General features: G+C 62.3%; 1 protein-coding gene and 1 pseudogene. Both read left to right on the forward strand.

The window, feature by feature from the left end:
• A partial coding sequence (locus HUK82_RS15615) for a TonB-dependent receptor (protein WP_176614820.1) occupies positions 1–2,292 on the forward strand: 2,292 nt, incomplete at its 5' end.
• Between the two features lie 213 nt (positions 2,293–2,505).
• Positions 2,506–2,891, forward strand: a pseudogene (locus HUK82_RS15620) (dihydropyrimidine dehydrogenase); the annotation flags it as partial.

A 2,891-nucleotide genomic window follows, 5' to 3' on the forward strand; every position in this document is an offset into this window, starting at 1 on the left:
CCTGCGGCCGTCTCCGCCGCGCCGGAGCCCGAAGTGGTCAACGTCACGGGCCGCACCGCGCTGACCCGCTCGCCGGGCGCCGGCCTGATGCGCGTCGAGACGGCCCCCAAGGCCGTGCAGACCATCACGCGCGACTTCATTTCCAAGCAGTCGCCGACGACCAACATCCAGCAGATCCTGAAGATGCTGCCGTCCGCCAACGTGCTGGACCAGGACTCCTTCGGCCTGTATTCGGGTTCGACCTACGTGCGCGGACTGGACCAGAGCAACATCGGCTGGACGCTGGACGGGATGCCGTTGAACGACATCGGCGGCGGCCAGTTCTATTCGAACGAAGTGCTGGAAGCTGAAGACCTCGAGACGGTGTCGCTCGAACCCGGCTCGGTCAATCTTGACAGCCCGATCGTCAGCGGCGCCGGCGGCCTGGTCTCCGCCACGATGAGCAACCCGTCGCACAAGATGGGCGGCCTGCTCGATATCTCGTTCGGCTCCTTCGACGCGACGCGTGAATTCCTGCGCCTGAACTCGGGCGATATCGGCAATAGCGGCATGCGCTTCATGTTCGCGTTCAGCCACACCAAGGCCAACAACTATCGTGGTCCCGGCCAGGCCGAGAAGTTCCACTACGACTTCAAGCTCGTGAAGGACTTCGAGAACGGCAGCCATACCGGCCTGACGGTTTCATACAACGATCAGGTCAACGACTCCTACCTGAACCCGAGCCTCACCCAGTACCGCGCCAAGGGCTACAGCAACAACTACGACGCCAATTACACTGGCGTGGCCGACACCAACTATTACCGCCTGCACGTCAATCCGTTCCGCAACGTCGTTGCGATCGTGCCGTCGCACATCGTCGTGACGCCGCGTTTCTCGATCGACGACACGGCGTATTTCTGGCACGGCATCGGCAATGGCACGGGTGCCGCGACCATGACCGAAGGCAGCACCTATTACGGCGGCTCCTACGTGCCGATCGACCTGAACGGCGACGGTCGCGTCACGCCGGGCACGAAATATCTGGCCCTGACGCCGTCGAACCAGGAACAGTTCCGCCCCGGTAATACGCTGAAGTTCAACTACCAGCTCGGCAGCCATCATCACCTGACGGCCGGCTGGTGGTATGAATACGCCAACCTTTTGCAGTTCTCGCCCGTCGGCGCGGTGGATCAGGCAACGGGCCAGCCATATAACGTGTGGGGCACGAACGCGCTGGTCCAGATGCCGAACGGGCAGCCGTACTACACGCGCAACTTCCTGAGCCTGTCGCAGGTCAACATGCTGTTCATTGGCGACAGCATGGACTACTTCAACCACAGGCTACACGTCGACCTCGGCTTCAAGGAAGCCATGATGACCCGGCGCGTCTATAACTACATGCCCGGCCCCGGTGGCACCTATAACCGTAACCTGCATGTGGCCGAGCCGCTGCCGCAGGTTGGCATCGCGTGGAACTTCAACCGCCACCACCAGATTTATGTCGATGGCGCCACCAACTTCAAGGTTCCGTCGAACACCTCACTGGTCGATTACTACTCCTCGACGTCCCGCGCCAGGACGCAGGTCGGCGGCAACTCCGCGACGCAGTACACGATCTCCGAAGAAATCGGCTACCGCTATAACGGCGATGTCGTGGTCGGCAGTGTCTCGTTCTTCAACTACAACATGACCAACCGCCTGCTGACGCTGACACAGTATGACGGCGCCGGTGGCGCGAGCTACAGCCAGACGGTCAATGCCGGCGGCCAGACGTCACGCGGCGTCGACGTTCAGGTGGCGACCCGTCCGATCTGGTTCCACCTGCGCCCCTATGCGACGTTCGAGTATCTGAGCGCGAAGATCGACAACAACATCGCGACCACCGGCACGCTGAACGGCAAGACGATAAACGACCTGCTGCCGACGGCGGGCAAGACGCAGATCAACAGCCCGAAGGTCATGGCGGCGCTTGGTCTGGACTACGACGATGGTCACCTGTTCATCGGCGGCCAGCTGAAGTATGTCGGCAAGCAGTACTCCACGCTGATGAACGACAACGCCATCCCGCAGTATCTGACCAACTCGGTCAATATCGGCTATCGCTTCGGCAACCTCGGCTTCATGAAGTCGCCGCAGATCCAGCTCAACATGTCCAACCTGACGAACGCCAAGTTCCGCAGCGGCGTCTACACCTTCCAGAACAACGCCAATGCGGTGCGCGGCGTGTATGGCAGCTCGATCTCAGGCAGTGCGCCGGTCTACTACCTCCAGACCCCGTTCACGGCGGTGGTGACGCTGTCGACCGGTTTCTGATCGATCAACCGACCGCACCGAAACGGACAGGGCGACGCTTTCGGGCGTCGCCTTTTTTTATTCCGCGATCAGGACGCCAAAAGCAGCCCGGATCTCGGTCGCCGCTCCATAACCTGACCCAAAGGTCAGGTTTTTTGTTGCGATCCGGCAAAAGAGTCTGCCACAGTGGCAACGACCCGATGCTTCCTGTCGCGGAGACCCCGACACGTGACCATGCAACCCGACATCGCCCCCGGACGCCTGTCCGTAGACACCTTGTGCCGCCACTTCTCCGATGCCCACCCGCCGCTGACAGGGTCGCAGGCCGTCGTCGAAGCCGAACGCTGCTTCTTCTGCTACGACGCCCCCTGCATCGAGGCCTGCCCGACCGGCATCGACATCCCTGGCTTCATCAAGAAGATCCAGTCCGGCAACCTTGCCGGGTCGGCACGCACCATCCTCAGCTCCAACATCCTCGGCGGCTCCTGCGCGCGGGTGTGCCCGACCGATATCCTGTGCGAGGGGGCGTGCGTGCACGTCGCGGCGGGCGATCCGCCGGTCGCCATCGGCGCGCTGCAACGCCACGCCACCGACTGGCAGATGCAACAGGCCACCCACCC

The sequence above is a fragment of the Ameyamaea chiangmaiensis genome (genome assembly GCF_013376175.1).
GTDB classification, from domain to species: domain Bacteria; phylum Pseudomonadota; class Alphaproteobacteria; order Acetobacterales; family Acetobacteraceae; genus Ameyamaea; species Ameyamaea chiangmaiensis.